The organism is Streptomyces sp. NPDC001787, from assembly GCF_040297465.1.
Lineage (GTDB): Bacteria > Actinomycetota > Actinomycetes > Streptomycetales > Streptomycetaceae > Streptomyces.
In genome coordinates, this window is record NZ_JBEOZE010000010.1 from 42372 (window position 1) to 56536 (window position 14165).

Annotated in this window: 15 protein-coding genes; 9 read left to right on the plus strand and 6 right to left on the minus strand. The window is 71.3% G+C overall.

Translation table 11 applies throughout. The annotated features are described in order from the left end of the window. Window positions 1-112: 112 nt before the first annotated feature. Both ABT170_RS16280 and ABT170_RS16285 read left to right on the plus strand, forming a co-directional pair. Window positions 113-898, plus strand: coding sequence for an SAM-dependent methyltransferase (locus ABT170_RS16280; RefSeq protein ID WP_351867906.1), 786 nt, complete (start codon window positions 113-115; stop codon window positions 896-898). Between the two features lie 89 nt (window positions 899-987). Next, window positions 988-1788 (plus strand): alpha/beta fold hydrolase, encoded by an 801-nt coding sequence (locus ABT170_RS16285; RefSeq protein ID WP_351867909.1) that lies wholly within the window; start codon window positions 988-990, stop codon window positions 1786-1788. Window positions 1789-1918: 130 nt separating this feature from the next. Here the strand turns inward: ABT170_RS16285 and ABT170_RS16290 are convergent, their stop codons facing one another. Continuing rightward, on the minus strand, window positions 1919-2407 hold the full coding sequence (locus ABT170_RS16290; RefSeq protein WP_329943830.1) for a GNAT family N-acetyltransferase: 489 nt from the start codon (window positions 2405-2407) through the stop codon (window positions 1919-1921). Between the two features lie 50 nt (window positions 2408-2457). Here ABT170_RS16290 and ABT170_RS16295 point away from each other — a divergent pair, with 50 nt between their 5' ends. Beyond that, window positions 2458-3273, plus strand: a complete 816-nt coding sequence (locus ABT170_RS16295) for an exodeoxyribonuclease III (RefSeq protein WP_329943829.1) — start codon at window positions 2458-2460, stop codon at window positions 3271-3273. A 263-nt stretch (window positions 3274-3536) separates the two neighbouring features. Here the strand turns inward: ABT170_RS16295 and ABT170_RS16300 are convergent, their stop codons facing one another. Further along, window positions 3537-4220: a MerR family transcriptional regulator gene (locus tag ABT170_RS16300; protein ID WP_329943935.1), complete on the minus strand. Its 684-nt coding sequence runs from the start codon at window positions 4218-4220 to the stop codon at window positions 3537-3539. A 168-nt stretch (window positions 4221-4388) separates the two neighbouring features. Here ABT170_RS16300 and ABT170_RS16305 point away from each other — a divergent pair, with 168 nt between their 5' ends. The 4 genes from ABT170_RS16305 (at window position 4389) to ABT170_RS16320 (ending at window position 8047) form a co-directional block, all read left to right on the plus strand. Then, window positions 4389-5924 (plus strand): flavin-containing monooxygenase, encoded by a 1536-nt coding sequence (locus ABT170_RS16305; protein WP_329943828.1) that lies wholly within the window; start codon window positions 4389-4391, stop codon window positions 5922-5924. Continuing rightward, entirely contained in the window at window positions 5921-6874 is a 954-nt protein-coding gene (locus ABT170_RS16310) for an alpha/beta fold hydrolase (RefSeq protein ID WP_329943827.1), read from the plus strand. Before ABT170_RS16305 ends, ABT170_RS16310 begins: the two co-directional genes overlap by 4 nt. Next, complete coding sequence (locus ABT170_RS16315) at window positions 6871-7755, plus strand: SDR family oxidoreductase (RefSeq protein WP_329943826.1); 885 nt, start codon at window positions 6871-6873, stop codon at window positions 7753-7755. The genes ABT170_RS16310 and ABT170_RS16315 overlap by 4 nt, the downstream gene beginning before the upstream one ends. 97 nt (window positions 7756-7852) lie before the next feature. Continuing rightward, the gene (locus ABT170_RS16320; RefSeq protein ID WP_329943825.1) at window positions 7853-8047 is read left to right on the plus strand and encodes a hypothetical protein; all 195 of its coding nucleotides are present in this window, start codon (window positions 7853-7855) and stop codon (window positions 8045-8047) included. Window positions 8048-8129: 82 nt separating this feature from the next. Here ABT170_RS16320 and ABT170_RS16325 read toward each other — a convergent pair whose 3' ends face one another. From ABT170_RS16325 to ABT170_RS16335, 3 genes are all read right to left on the minus strand, one after another. Next, window positions 8130-8546, minus strand: a complete 417-nt coding sequence (locus tag ABT170_RS16325) for a PLL family lectin (RefSeq protein ID WP_329943824.1) — start codon at window positions 8544-8546, stop codon at window positions 8130-8132. Window positions 8547-8730: 184 nt separating this feature from the next. After that, complete coding sequence (locus ABT170_RS16330) at window positions 8731-9003, minus strand: DUF397 domain-containing protein (protein WP_351867916.1); 273 nt, start codon at window positions 9001-9003, stop codon at window positions 8731-8733. Further along, a complete protein-coding gene (locus ABT170_RS16335) occupies window positions 8984-9835 on the minus strand; it encodes a helix-turn-helix domain-containing protein (protein ID WP_329943822.1) in 852 nt (283 codons plus the stop codon). The genes ABT170_RS16330 and ABT170_RS16335 overlap by 20 nt, the downstream gene beginning before the upstream one ends. A 117-nt stretch (window positions 9836-9952) precedes the next feature. Between ABT170_RS16335 and ABT170_RS16340 the strand changes: the two genes are divergently transcribed. Both ABT170_RS16340 and ABT170_RS16345 read left to right on the plus strand, forming a co-directional pair. After that, window positions 9953-10174, plus strand: coding sequence for a hypothetical protein (locus tag ABT170_RS16340; RefSeq protein WP_351867920.1), 222 nt, complete (start codon window positions 9953-9955; stop codon window positions 10172-10174). Beyond that, the gene (locus ABT170_RS16345; RefSeq protein ID WP_329943820.1) at window positions 10171-10626 is read left to right on the plus strand and encodes an ATP-binding protein; all 456 of its coding nucleotides are present in this window, start codon (window positions 10171-10173) and stop codon (window positions 10624-10626) included. Before ABT170_RS16340 ends, ABT170_RS16345 begins: the two co-directional genes overlap by 4 nt. Window positions 10627-10688: 62 nt before the next feature. Here the strand turns inward: ABT170_RS16345 and ABT170_RS16350 are convergent, their stop codons facing one another. After that, a complete protein-coding gene (locus ABT170_RS16350; protein ID WP_351867923.1) occupies window positions 10689-14090 on the minus strand; it encodes a S41 family peptidase in 3402 nt (1133 codons plus the stop codon). Between the last annotated feature and the right edge of the window lie 75 nt (window positions 14091-14165).

Sequence of the window (14165 nt, forward strand, 5' to 3'; positions counted from 1 at the left end):
CCTCGCCTACGCTGGTGCCGCTCGCCCGAGTTCCCGGTGCCCGTGGCCGCGGGCCGCCTCGTTCCAGGGCGAGCCCCGTACCGCCCGCGATCACCGCACGGAGGAGCGTCCTGTGACTGCCGATCTGCCCCAGCCCCGCATCGACACCGGCAAGCCGCACCCGGCGCGCGTCTACGACTGGCTCCTCGGCGGCAAGGACAACTACCCGGTGGACCAGTCGGTCGGCGAGAAGCTGCCCGCCGAGGCGCGGGCCAACGCGGCGCGGAACCGGGCCTTCATGCACCGGGCCTCCGCCTGGCTGGCGCACCAGGGGATCGGCCAGTTCCTCGACATAGGCACCGGTATTCCCACCGCGCCGAATCTGCACCAGGTGGTCCAGGACATCGTGCCCTCGGCCCGGATCGTCTACGCCGACAACGATCCCATCGTCCTGCGGCATGCCGAAGCGCTGCTCATCAGCAGTCCCCAAGGCGCCACCGACTACATCCACGCCGATGTCAGGAAGCCGGAGGCGATCCTCGAACACGCCCGTGAGCTGCTGGACTTCGACCGGCCCGTCGCCCTGTCGCTGATCGCGCTCATGCACTTCCTGCCCGACGACCAGGACCCGTACGGCATCACCCGTACGCTCGTGGAGGCCCTTCCCCGGGGCAGCTTCCTGGTCCTCTCGCACGGCACCGCCGACCAGCACCCGGAGCTCCGCCAGGAGACCGAGAGCGCCTACCGGAAGGGCGCCATCGCCCTGCGGATGCGTACCCGCGCCGAGGTCGAGCCGTTCTTCGAGGGGCTGGACCTCGTCGCGCCGGGCCTGGTCACCGCGACCGAGTGGTACCGGCGGGAGCCCGCGCCGGAGAACGAGCGCAGCGGTTTCTACGTGGGTGTGGCGCGGGTGCGCTGAGCGGCGTGCGCGATGATCGGGAGTGACGGGCCGGACAGTGGGGCCGGACAGCCGGCGGTGACGGGCCGGACAGTGGGGATGGGGACGCAATGGACTTCGTGACCGGGCACGGCAACACCCTCGCGTACGACGACCGGGGGCCGTCCGACGGCCTGCCGGTCGTCCTGGTGCACGGGCACCCGTTCAACCGGACGATGTGGAACCCGCAGGCCGAGGCGCTGGTGCGGGCCGGGTACCGGGTGATCGCGGCGGATCTGCGCGGGTACGGCGACAGCGCGGTCGTCCCGGGCCGCACCCTGCTCGCGGACTTCGCCGGGGACACCGCCGAGCTGCTGGACCACCTGGGCGTCGGCCGCGCGGTGGTCGGCGGGCTCTCCATGGGCGGCCAGATCGCCATGGAGTTCCACCGGCTGTACGGGGCCCGGGTGGCCGCCCTGGTGCTCGCCGACACCTCCCCGGTCGCCGAGACCGAGGACGGCAAGGCCTTCCGCAACCGGCTGGCCGACCGGCTGCTGGCCGAGGGGCTGGACGGCTACGCGGCCGAGGTCATCGACAGGATGGTCGCCCCGTACAACGTGACGGGGCTCCCCGACGTCGCGGCGCAGGTCCTGGACATGATGCGGGCGACCGCCCCGGAAGGGGCCGCGGCGGCGCTGCGGGGCCGGGCCGAGCGGCCCGACTACCGCGACTCGCTCGCGGGGGCCCGGGTGCCCGTGCTGATCGTCGTCGGGGAGGACGACACCTATACGCCGGTCGCGGAGGCGGAGGCCATGCACCGGCTGATCCCGGACTCCGGGCTGGTGGTCGTCGGGCGGGCCGCCCATATGCCCAACCTGGAGCGGCCCGAGGAGTTCAACGCCGCGCTGCTGGAGTTCCTCGCGCGGCTGTGAGCGGCGTTCGCGGAGCGCGGGCCGGCGTTCGCGGAGTGCGGGCCGGTGATCGCGGTGTGCGGGCCGGCGTTCGTGGAGTGCGGGCCGGTGATCGCGGTGTGCGGGCCGGCCGGCGCGGCGTCCGTGGTGCTCAGGCCTGCTGGAGGGGCTTGGCGAAGCACCTGCTGCTCTCGTACGTGCGGTAGTGGCCGAACTTCTCGCAGGGCGCGTAGCCGCTGGAGGTGTACAGGGCTATCGCCTCGGGCTGCTGGTCGCCGGTCTCCAGCACCATGCGGGTGCGGCCCGCCGCCCGTGCGTCGGCCTCCAGGGCGGCGAGAAGGCGCCGCGCCAGTCCGTTGCCGCGGGCTTCGAGCACCACGTACATGCGCTTGAGTTCGGCGTCGCCGTCGGAGTAGCCCTCCTCGTTCCGCTCCTGGGCGCGCCAGCCGCCGGTGGCCACGGGGTTGCCCGACGCGTCGTAGGCGAGGAGATACAGACCGTTCGGCGGTTCGAACATCGTGGCGTCGAGGGGTGTGACATCGCCCTCGCCGTCCCCGTAGCGCTCGGCGTACTCAAGCTGCACCTGATCGTTGAGTTTGACGGCGTCGGGGTGATCGAACGGCTGGGTCTGGATATTCATACGCGATATGGTACATCTATGCGGATTCGCGATGTCGGTATGGTGCCTAAATGTTCAATGTGACCTCTGTGAATGTCAACGGGCTCCGTGCCGCCGCGAAGAAGGGCTTCGTCGAGTGGCTCGCGTCGACCGACGCCGATGTGATCTGCCTCCAGGAGGTCCGGGCCGAACCGGGGCAGCTGCCCGCCGAGGTACGGGAGCCCGAGGGCTGGCACACCGTGCACGCCCCCGCCGCCGCCAAGGGGCGGGCCGGGGTCTCGCTCTACTCCCGGCACGCGCCGGAGCGCACGCAGATCGGTTTCGGCGGCTTCGGGGTGGCCGGGAGCGAGGAGTTCGACGCGAGCGGGCGGTACGCCGAGATCGACCTGCCCGGCATCACGGTCGCGAGCCTCTATCTGCCCTCGGGCGAGGTCGGCACCGAGCGGCAGGAGGAGAAGGAGCGCTTCATGGCGGCCTTCCTGCCCTATCTGAAGGGGCTCGGGGAGCGGGCCGCCGCGGAGGGGCGCGAGGTCGTGGTGTGCGGTGACTGGAACATCGCCCACCGGGAGGCGGACCTCAAGAACTGGAAGTCCAACAAGAAGAACTCCGGCTTCCTTCCCGAGGAACGGGAGTGGCTGACCCGGGTCCTGGACGAGGCCGCCTACGTGGACGTGGTGCGCGCGCTGCACCCCGGCGTGGAGGGCCCGTACAGCTGGTGGTCCTACCGGGGCCGGGCCTTCGACAACGACTCCGGCTGGCGCATCGACTACCAGATGGCCACCCCGGGGCTGGCCGGGCGCGCGGTGAAGGCCTGGGTCGAGCGGGCCGCCACGCACGAGGAGCGGTGGAGCGACCATGCGCCGGTGGCGGTCGTGTACGACAGGTGACGGGCGGCCCTGCCGGTACGTGCCCCTGGGGTGCGGAGCGGCACGGGCATGAGCCGGTGTGACGCGGTGCGGGGGTGGCGCGCGGGCGCGACGGTGCTGGAGTGGTGCGAGAGCGCGAACGTGCGGGGGGTGACGCGCGGGCGCGACGGTGCGGGGGTGGCGTGCGGGCGGGATGGTGCAGTGTGCGCCGGCACCCCGGGCGTGCGCTGTCACCCCGGGCGTGCGCTGTCACCCCGGGCGTGCGCCAGCACCCGGGGCGTGCGCTACTCGCCGGGTGTGGTGCGCCGGGCCGGTCCGCCCGCCTCCGGCGCTTTCGGGGGCTGGGTGCCGTCCTCACGGCGCAGCCGCCGGTCCAGCGCCATGGAAAGCTCCGCGTCCACCACCGCGCGCGCCAGTGGCCGGAGTTGGGCCGGTTCGGTCTCCGCCGTATGGGCATGCAGTACCCGGACGAAGATTTCGGCGAGAGCGTCCGCGTGTTCCCGGACGCGGCGGCCCGAGGAGAGCACCGTGGAGAGCGGCACCCCTTCCCGTACCAGCTCCGCCGACACTTCCAGCAGACGGCGGCTGATGTGCACGATCTCGTCGCCGTCGGTGGCCAGATAGCCCAGGTCGAGCGCGGTGGCCAGGTTCTCCGGGGTGACCTCGCCCTCGAAGTAGTCCGCGAGCTGTTCCGGGGTGAGGCGGACCGGGGTCTCCTCGGTCGGTTCGCCCAGACCCAGCACCTCGGCGACATCGCGGCCGCTCTCGAAGGTGGCGGCCAGATCCGCGATGCCGTTGAGGGTGTGGCCGCGCTCCAACAGACCGGCGATGGTGCGAAGACGGGCCAGATGGTGGTCGTCGTACCAGGTGATACGGCCTTCGCGACGGGGCGGCGGGATCAGGCCGCGCTCCCGGTAGAAGCGCAGGGTCCGCACGGTGATGCCGGCCATTCCGGCCAGCTCCTCCATGCGGTATTCACGGTGCTCGCGTCCTTCAGCCACAGGGGCACCCTATGTTGTACCGCCGGTAACTTTCCTCGGTCCGCCCCCTACCCATCAGTACGAGGCTGCTCTACTCTCCCAACAGTGCCAGTGATTGCTGGCAGAGTCGTGTGATGTATCGCGGGAGGCGGCACCATGGCCCAGCACGAGCACGTACGCGTGGCGGTGATCGGATCCGGATTCGGGGGCCTCGGGGCCGCCGTCCGGCTGCGCCGCGAAGGGATCACCGATTTCGTCGTCCTGGAACGGGCCGGCTCGGTCGGTGGCACCTGGCGCGACAACAGCTACCCGGGCTGCGCCTGCGACGTACCGTCCCACCTCTACTCGTTCTCCTTCGCGCCCAACCCCGACTGGCCGCGCACCTTTTCCGGGCAGCGGCACATCCGCGCCTATCTGGAGCATGTCGCGGACACCTTCGGGCTGCGCCCGCATCTGCGCCTCAACCATGAGGTGACGATGATGCGTTGGGACAACGACGAACTGAACTGGGTGATCGAGTCCGCGAACGGGACCACGATCGTCGCCGATGTCGTCGTCTCCGCGACCGGCCCGCTGTCCGACCCGAAGATGCCGGACATCCCGGGGCTCGCCGAATTCCCCGGCAAGGTCTTCCACTCGGCCCGCTGGGACCACGACTACGACCTCACCGGCAAGCGCGTCGCCATGATCGGCACCGGCGCCTCCGCCATCCAGATCGTCCCGGCGATCCAGCCGAAGGCCGGCCGGGTGACCCTCTTCCAGCGCACCCCGCCCTGGGTCATGCCGCGCATGGACCGGACCATCAGCGGCGCCGAACGCTGGCTGCACCGCGCGGTCCCCCTCACCGGCACCGCGCGCCGCGGACTGCTGTGGGGCATCAGGGAGTTGCAGGTCAGTGCCTTCACCAAGCACCCGGACCAGCTGGGCCTGGTGGAGAAGATAGCCAAGTCCAACATCGCCCGGTCCATCAAGGACCCCGTGCTGCGGGCCAAGCTGACCCCCTCGTACCGCATCGGCTGCAAGCGCATACTGCTCTCCAGCGCCTACTACCCGGCGCTCGCCCAGCCCAATGTGGACGTGGTCGCCTCCGGGCTCGCCGAGGTACGCGGCTCCACGGTCGTCGCGGCCGACGGTACGGAGACCGAGGTCGACGCGATCATCTTCGGCACCGGCTTCCATGTGACCGACCTGCCGATCGCCGACCGGGTCGTCGGCTCGGCCGGCATCACGCTCGCCGAGCACTGGAAGACGGGCATGAAGTCGCTGCGCGGCGCCACCGCGGACGGCTTCCCCAACTGGATGACGATCATCGGGCCCAACACCGGTCTCGGCAACTCCTCCATGATTCTGATGATCGAATCCCAGCTGAACTACATGGCCGACTACCTGCGCCAGCTGAACGTCCTGGGCGGCCGGGCGGCGTTCGGCGCCCGGCCCTCCGCCGTCAACGCGTGGAACCACCGGGTCCAGCAGCGGATGAAGCGGACCGTGTGGAACACCGGCGGCTGCACCAGCTGGTACCTGGACGCCGAGGGGCGCAACACCACGGTCTGGCCCGGTACGACGGGTGAGTTCCGCAAGGAGACCCGGGTCATGGACCTCGCGGAGTACGAGGTCATCCGCATCCCGAAGCGGGCCGTGCCCGCCCAGGCACGCGCCGGGGCGCCCGTCGCCGAGGAGATCGCGGGATGAGCCGGCTGCTGCGCCGCGACGCCGCCCGGCAGGCCCCCGCCGCCCCGGTGCCGGACCGCGTACTGACCGCCGTCTCCGCCGACGGCTCCCGCATCCATGTCGAGCTGCACGGACCCGAGGACGCCCCCGCGGTGGTGCTGGCACACGGCTGGACCTGCAACACCGGCTTCTGGGCCGCCCAGATCCGGGACCTGGCCGCCGACCACCGGGTCATCGCCTACGACCAGCGCGGTCATGGGCTGACCCCCGCGGCGGGGCCCGGCGGATACAGCACGCACGCGCTGGCCGACGACCTCGAAGCGGTGCTGGCCGCCACCCTCGCACCGGGGCGCAAGGCGGTGCTCGCCGGTCACTCCATGGGCGGGATGACGCTGATGGCCGCCTCCCGCCGGCCCGGACTGCGCGAGCACGCGGCAGCCGTACTGCTGTGCAGTACCGGCAGTTCACGGCTGGTCGACGAGGCACTCGTCGTGCCGCTGCGGGCGGGAGCGCTGCGGACCCGGCTGACCCGGGCGGTCCTCGGGGCGCGGGCACCCCTCGGACCGGTCACGCCCGTTTCGAAGCGGATCCTCAAGTACGGCACGATGGGAGCGGGTTCGGCCCCGGAGCGGGTCGAGGCCTGCTCCCTCATCGTGCACGCCTGTCCGAGACGGGCGAGGGTGGCCTGGGGGCATGTACTCGCGGATCTGGACCTGGACGCGGGCGTGCGGGGACTGCGGGTACCGACCGCGGTCATCACGGGCACGGCCGACCGGCTGACCCCGCCGGTCCACGCGCGCGCCATCGCCGCCGCGCTGCCCCGGTGCCTCGGGCTGACCGAGCTCACCGGCATGGGGCACATGACCCCGGTGGAGGCACCGGAAGCGGTCACGGCGGGAATCCGGGAACTAGTGGTGCGGTACGTCGAGGTGGACGGGGCCGGCACGGCCGAGAAGGAGGAAGTCGCATGAGCGGCAGGCGGAGTCTCGAAGGACAGGTCGTCGTCGTCACGGGCGCGGCGAGAGGCGTGGGCGAACTGCTCGCCCGCAAACTCTCGGCACGCGGCGCGACCCTGGCACTGGTCGGCCTGGAACCGGACGAGCTGAAGAAGGTCTCCGAGCGGCTGCACGGGGAGAGCGACCACTGGTACGCCGACGTCACCGACCACACGGCGATGGTCCAGGTCGCCCAGGAGGTCAAGGAACGCTTCGGCAAGGTCGACGTCGCCGTCGCCAACGCCGGCGTCGCCTCGGGCGGACCGTTCGCCGACTCCGACCCGGAGGCGTGGCGCCGGGTCATCGAGGTCAACCTGATCGGCAGCGCGGTGACCGCGCGGGCGTTCCTGCCGGTGCTGATGGAGAGCCGCGGGTACTACCTCCAGATAGCGTCACTGGCCGCGATGACCCCGGCCCCGATGATGACCGCCTACTGCGCCTCCAAGTCGGGCGTGGAGGCGTTCGCACACAGCCTGCGCGCCGAGGTCGGCCACCGGGGCGTCCGGGTCGGGGTCGGCTATCTGTCCTGGACGGACACCGACATGGTGCGGGGCGCCGACGCGGACGACGTGATGCGGGAGCTGCGCCAGCGGCTGCCCTGGCCGTCGAACCGCACCTACCCCCTCGGCCCGGCCGTGGACCGGATCGTGGCCGGCGTGGAGCGGCGCTCCCCGCATGTCTACGCCCAGTGGTGGCTGCGGGGGATGCAGTCGGTGCGGGGCTATCTGCCCTCGGTCATAGGGGTGGCCGGGCAGCGCGAGATGAAGCGGTTCGGATCGCGGCTGGAGAACGTCCCCAAGGGGCTGGTGGGGGCCGGGGGAGCGGCGGACCAGGACGCGCGCACGCTGCGTAAGTGATCGAAATGCGGTGACTGTCGTGCCGTGCGAGGCTGGGCGGGGCCCTTCAGGGGCTCCCCCCACCACGTACCCCACACCCCCCACAGGAGTGAACGGCATGGGTATCGCAGACCAGTTCAAGGTCAAGGCGCAGGAACTTGCCGACCAGGCCCGGAAGAAGGCGAACCAGGGCCGCGACGAGGGCGCAGAGCGGGCGCAGGACGCGTCCGAGCAGGCCTCGGAGGCGTCGCGGCGCAACCGTGACATGGCTCGCGACGCCGCGACCGCCCTCGGCGAGCGCCGCGACCGCTGACGCGCCTGCGCGCCCTCGCGCGTCGTCCGTGATTCACCCACCGCATCCGGGTATCCGGGTGCGGTGGGTGCGCGCGCCCGGCTCAGGTTGGGTCGGGCAGGTGCGACCAGCCGGTCCAGTTGCCCTCATGGTCACGCCAGTTGGCCCACAGCCAGTTGTCCGTGCCGGTGGCGACGATGGCGAAGAGGTACGGGTGTACCTGCTGGGTGCGGACGACGGCCCCGCTGCGCCACTCTCCGCCCATGGATGTCCAGATGGACCAGTTCCCTGCGGAGTTCGTCGACCGCGTCCACACGGCGAGGTCGGTGCCGATCGCGAACTCCTGCTTCGTGCCGTTGGGGAGCGTCACGGTGCTCACGCCGTACTCGCAGATGATGACGCCGCCGCTGCCCACGTTGCAGTGACTGAGCGCCTGCGCCGGGGTGGTCGCCACGGCCAGCCCCGCGACGACGGTGGCCGTGACGAAAGCGGCCTTGATCCTCGTCCTCGTCCTCTTCATCCTGAATCCCTCGTGTTCGCTCGAACGCGGCGCCGGTGAGCCGGGCCCGGCTCAGCCGTGACGTGACCCCGGCCTGTCGGCGGCACCCACTCTCCAGGCTGCCGCTGACGTGCCACTCACGTTCCGCTGACGCCCGCGAACTACCGGCGCCCATAGGGAGGTTCCTCGGGATGGGGCGGCGACGTCAGGACGCCTTGACGGACTCCACGAACGGCGACCAGGCGGACGCGTGGACGATGAGCGCCGGTCCTTCGGGGCGCTTGGAGTCGCGGACGGGGACAACGCCGGGGTGCCCGTCCGCGACTTCGAGGCAGTCGCCGCCGGAGGTGTTGCTGTAGCTGCTCTTACGCCAGGTGGCGAAGTTCTCGGCGACTTCGAGGCAGTTGCCGCCATCGCCGTTGCTGTAGCTGCTCTTGCGCCAGGAAGCTGAACTGAGATCAGGACGGTTGCTGGCCATGTCGGTACTCCTCAGCCGCCTTCTCGATCAGTGCGAGGGACACCTCCGGCGGCAAGGCGGTGGCCCTCAGCCGATCGTATGCCTTGCGGTAACGCATCACGATGGACGGATCGTCGATCGTCTGACCGTGGTAGGGACCCTCGGTGTAGAGCAATGGCGGCTCGTTGTCGAAGTCCATCAGGAAGAGCGGCAGACCGGTGAGGGCTCGGGTCGGGCCGTTCCACGGAAGGATCTGCGAAACGATCCGGTTGCGCCGTACCAGTGCGGCGATGTGGTCCAACTGCTCGGCCATCTCCATATTCGGGATGATCGAGTGGCGTACCAGCGACTCGTGCAGGACCACCCAGTACTCGGGCTTTTTGCGGTTATCGAAGAGTCGGGCCCTGTGCAATCGAGCGTCGATCTTGGCTTCGACCTCCTCCGGTGTGTCCAGGGAGTGTGCGGACTGGATGACGGCCTCGGCGTACGTCTTGGTCTGGAGCAGCCCAGGGATCAGCGTGCCGGACCACTCGCCGATGCTCCGTGCTCGTGTCTCCGCTTCCACTACCTCTGCGAAGTACGAGGAGTGAGCCCCCCGTTTGGCCTGCCGCACGTCCTCGCACCGCCGCTCGAAGAACCCGTCCGTCCCCAGCACCCGGTCCACATGCTTGGCCAGGTCCGCGGGCATCCGGCGGTTGCCGTGCTCGATCTCGCTCAGATACGTGATGCCGTAGAAGCTGCCGGCCACCAGCTTCTCCAGGGTCAGGCCCGCCTCCTCCCGTTTGAAGCGGAGTTCCTTGCCGTAGAACTGCGGGACCCCGGCCGAGCCGTCGATGTCCTTGCGCGTAGCCACGTTGACCACCTTTCGCGCTGTGCGTTGTGGAGCGGGAAACCCTTTCAAGGTAGAGGTATGTGCGGCAGCGTGTGAGTCGTTCGTCACAGTGTGCAACGGAAGGTGGATGCTCCCCCCATGGACGACACTCAAGACAGCCCCGGCTACGACATCGGCGCGGACATCGAAGCGCTGCGTGCCGCGCTCACGGCCCACGGCATCACCCTGCCGTCGCTCGGCGTCGATCCGCTGACCCTCGCCGGGCGCGGCAGCCGGCCGCCGTTGGTCGCGCTCGGCAACTGCAATGTGGCGACCGCGCGCCGCATGGCCGAGGTGCTGCGGTCGGCGGCCGGTGGATGACCCCGCTGCCCTACACGGTGGCTCTGTTCGCCGTGCCGAAGGCCGTACCGGAGATCCGGCGCTCCCTGCGGGAGTGGTGCGGGGGCGAGGATTCGCCCGATCTGCTGCTCTGCGTCAGTGAGTTGATGGCCAATGTGATCGTGCACCTCGGCGAGGGCACACCGGTCACGCTCAGGGTCTTCAGTACCCGCTCCGGGGGGATGCGGGTCGAGCTGAGCGATCCCGAACCGTGTGCCTGGCCGACGCTGAGAGCCGCGGCGGACGGCGAGGAGTCGGGGCGGGGGCTGACGCTCGTGGACGCGGTGGCGTGGCGCTGGGGCGTCGAGCGGCTGCCGTACGGGAAGACGGTCTGGTGCGAACTGGGGGCGCCCGTCCGGTGGGGCCTGCCGAAGCGCGAACCGGCCGGTTCCGACAGCCGGTCCGCCGCGGGTATCGCTCCCGGCGGGGGGTGACGCCGGGCGCGCCCCGTTCCAGGTGCTCGCCCCGGCCGCTTCAGGGCGGCCGGGGCGAGCGGCTACCTCGGAGGCAGCGGCGGGCGCCGCAGGTCCGGCACCGTGTCGTACGTCGGCGGGGCCGCCGCCGGATGCTTCGCCAGCAGGTCCAGCGCCACCCGCACCGCGTCGTCCAGCACCGCGTGCCGGCCCTCCGCCCAGTCCAGGGGGGTGCGCAGCGCCTCCAGATCGGGTTCGACGCCATGGTTCTCCACGGACCAGCCGTAGGTGTCGAACCACGCGGCGTTCATCGGCACCGTGATCACCGTGCCGTCGCCCAGCCGGTGGCGCCCGGTCATGCCGACCACGCCGCCCCAGGTGCGCTGGCCGACCACCGGGCCCAGCCGCAGCAGCCGGAACGCGGCCGTGATCATGTCGCCGTCGGAGGACGTCGCCTCGTCGGCCAGCGCGACCACCGGGCCCCTCGGCGCGTTCGAGGCGTAGCTGACCGCCTGGGCGTTGCGCGTCAGGTCCCAGCCGAGGATCCTGCGGGTCAGCTTCTCGACGACCAGTTCGCTGATGTGGCCGCCCGCGTTGCCCCGGACGTCCACGATCAGCGCCGGGCGCGAGACCTCCAGCCGCAGGTCCCGGTTGAACTGCGCCCAGCCCGATCCGCCCATGTCGGGGATGTGCAGATAGCCGCACCGGCCGCCGCTCAACTCCCGTACGACTTCCCGGCGTTTGGCCACCCAGTCCTGGTAGCGCAGCGGCCGTTCGTCGACCAGCGGGACGACCGCGATGCGGCGGGGGCGGCCCTCCTCGCCCGCCGGGCGGAACGTCAGCTCCACCGTCGTGCCGCCCGCCGCCGTCAGCAGCGGGTAGGGGCCGGTCACCGGGTCGACCGGGCGGCCGTCGACATGGGTGAGGACCGCGCCCTCCCTGATCCCCGTACCCGCGAGCGGTGAACGCGCCTTGGAGTCCGAGGAGTCGCCGGGCAGGATGCGCCGGACCTGCCACTCCCCGTCGCGGCAGACCAGGTTGGCGCCGAGCAGTCCGATCGCCCGCTGGTAGTGCGGCGGGCCCTCGTTGCGGCGGGCGGGGGTGACGTACGCGTGGGAGGTGCCCAGTTCGCCGAGCACCTCGCGCAGCAGATCCGCGAACTCGTCGGGGGAGGCGACCCGTTCGACCAGCGGGCGGTACTGGCCGAGCACCCCGTCCCAGTCGATGCCGCACATGTCCGGTTCCCAGAAGTACGCGCGGATGATCCGGCCCGCCTCGCCGTACGCCTGCCGCCACTCCGCCGCCGGGTCGACGTCGTGCAGGATGCGGCGCAGGTCGATGTAGACGGTGGAGTCGTTGTCGCCGGGTTCGTTGGACGGTACGGCGCGCAGTTCGCCGTCGTCCATGACGACGAGCCGGCTCGCGTCACCGCTGACCGCGAACCAGTCGAGGTGGTCGACCAGTTCGGTCTTGCGGGCCTTGGCGATGTTGAAGTGCTCCAGGGTGGGCCGGCCCGACATGTCGGAGGGGTTGGCGAACGTCTCGCCCAGCGCGCCCGAGATCGGCCAGCGCAGCCAGACGAGCCCGCCGCCGGTGACCGGGCGCAGCGCCGAGTACTTCGAGGCGGAGACCGGGAACGGCGTGACCCGGCTCTCCAGGCCCTCGAACTCGACGGTGACCGTCGCCCCCTCGCCCGTACCGCCCTCGGGGATGTCCACCGGGTCCAGGCCGCCCGCCGCCGGGCGGCCGTCCGGGGAGAGCGCGAAGGGGGACGGGGTGGCCGAGGAGAGCGGGACCAGATACGGGCGGCAGCCCAGCGGGAAGGAGAGGTCGCCGGTGTGGACGTCGTAGACGGGGTCGAACCCCCGCCAGGACAGGAACGCCAGATAGCGGCCGTCGCCGGTGAAGACCGGGTTCTCGTCCTCGAAGCGGCCGTTGGTGACGTCGACGATCACCGGGGCGCCGGGGCCGGAGATCCGGGCCAGCTTGATCTGGCGCAGCGAGCGGCCGACCCCGGGGTGCGACCAGGTGAGCCAGGCCCCGTCGGGGGAGAAGGCCAGGTCGCGGACGGGGCCGTTGACGGAACGGATGAGTTCGGTGACCCCGTCCGCGTCCGCCGCCGCGTCCTCGGCGTGTGTGGCGCGGTACAGGTCGGCCCGTGTGGCACCGCGCGGCACGTCCTCGGTCTCGGCGTCCGTCTCCGTCTCCGCGTCCGTCGCGGGTACCGGTTCCGGTTCCTCCGCCGTGTCCAGGAGCAGCAGCCGCCCGTCGTTCGACGCGATGGCCAGCCGTTCGCCCGCCGGGTCGGAGATCAGTTCCTGCACCCGGCCGAGCTTCCCGGAGGCGAGCCTGCGCGGCTCGCGGTCGCCGCTGGCCCGGGGAAGGTAGGCGATCTCGACCGCGTCGTCGCCGTCCGCGTCCGTCACGTACGCCACCTGGCCGCCGCTGCCCAGCATCTCCGGCAGCCGGACCCGGACCCCCGGGGTGTCGCTGATGGTGCGGGCGGGGCCGTCGCGGTGGGTGAGCCAGTACAGGCTTCCCCGTACCGAGACGGCGCTCGCCCGGCCGGTCTCGTCGACCGACAGCGAGTCGACGTTGCTGGCGGCGGGCACCTGGTAGGTGCGCCGTCCGGTCCGGGGTCCGCCGAGCCGTACCTCCAGCTTCCGGGGAGTGGCGTCCGGCGCCTCCAGGTCCTCGACGAGCCACACATCACCGGCGCACTGGTAGACGACCCGGTGGCCGTCGCTGGAGGCGTGCCGGGCGTAGAACGCGTCGTGGTCGGTGTGGCGTCGCAGATCGCTGCCGTCCATCAGACAGGAGTACAGATTGCCGACGCCCTCGTGGTCGGAGAGGAACGCGATCCGGCGGCCGACGAACATGGGCGAGTCCAGATGGCCGCCGATGTCCGGCAGCAGCCGTTCGCCGTGCAGCCACAGCCGCCCGGTCGCACCGCCCCGGTAGCGCTTCCAGGCGGCCGGTTCGTGCGGTGGCTTTCCGGTGAGCAGCAGGGTGCGCCGCTCGCCGTCGATGTCGGCGACCGCGATGTCGGAGACCGGCCCCCACGGCAGGCGGCCACCGGGGCCGCCGTCGGTGGGGACGCTGTAGGACCAGGAGAAGTACGAGAACGGCTGGTTGTGCGAGGACACGGCGAGGATCTGGGACGTGTCGCCGGGGTCGGGGCTCCAGCCGCAGACCCGGGCGTCGGTCGAGCCCCAGTAGGTGAGCCGCCGGGCCGGGCCGCCCTCGACCGGGGCGAGATGGATCTCGGGGTCCAGTGTTCGCCAGGTGGTGTAGGCGATGCGGCTGCCATCCGGCGAGAAGCGTGGATGGCTGACCCTGGTCCGGTCGACGGTGACCCGCCATGCCCGGTCGGGCCGGTGTCCTGCCGCGGCGAGGGGGGAGACCCAGAGGTCGTCCTCGGCCGCGAAGCAGATCAAGTCCTGGTGGAGGTGCGGGAAACGGAGATACGCGACGTCGTCACTCACCCCCCAATGCTTTCCGCGCGAAGGGCCCGGGGCAACTTGTGGTGCAGCACACAAGCGAAACGTTTTCGTTTCGCT